This window comes from Ralstonia sp. VS2407, assembly GCF_052950655.1.
In genome coordinates this window covers 1-541 of the sequence record NZ_JBRFVG010000121.1, presented here as the reverse complement: position 1 = coordinate 541, position 541 = coordinate 1, and the positions used below count along the sequence as shown (strand labels likewise).

At 62.8% G+C, this 541-nt stretch carries 1 protein-coding gene; it reads right to left on the bottom strand.

Translation table 11 applies throughout. The features are described from left to right. Nucleotides 1-518, bottom strand: a 518-nt coding sequence (locus ACU8YE_RS24170) for an amino acid kinase family protein (RefSeq protein WP_446929899.1), incomplete at its 3' end; no start/stop codon positions are given. Between the last annotated feature and the right edge of the window lie 23 nt (nt 519-541).

Below are 541 nucleotides of genomic sequence, written 5' to 3'. Positions count from 1 at the left end.
GTATAGATCAGGCACTCTTCGGCACCCAGCGCAGCCGCCACCGCCACCGCCGACGTGTCAGAGCCGCCCCGGCCCAGCGTCGTGATGTGGCCGTCCGGATCAACGCCCTGGAAGCCCGTGATGATCACGACCTTGCCCGCGTTCAGATCGTCCTTCACACGCTCGTCGTCGATCGAGTGAATGCGTGCTTTCGTAAACGCGCTGTCGGTCTTGATCGGCACTTGCCAGCCGGCATAGCTCACGGCCTCGACGCCGATTTCCTGCAGCGCGATCGACAGCAGGCCGACGCTGACCTGCTCGCCGGTCGACGCGATCATGTCGAGCTCACGCGGGCTCGGCTGGCTCGAAATCTCTTTCGCGAGACCGAGCAGACGGTTGGTTTCGCCGGACATCGCCGACGGCACGACCACCATCTGGTGCCCGGCCTGATGCCATTTTGCGACGCGTTTCGCGACGTTCTTGATGCGCTCGACCGAGCCCATCGAAGTGCCGCCGTATTTGTGTACGATGAGTGCCATTGTCGTTCTGAACTGGAGGAGAA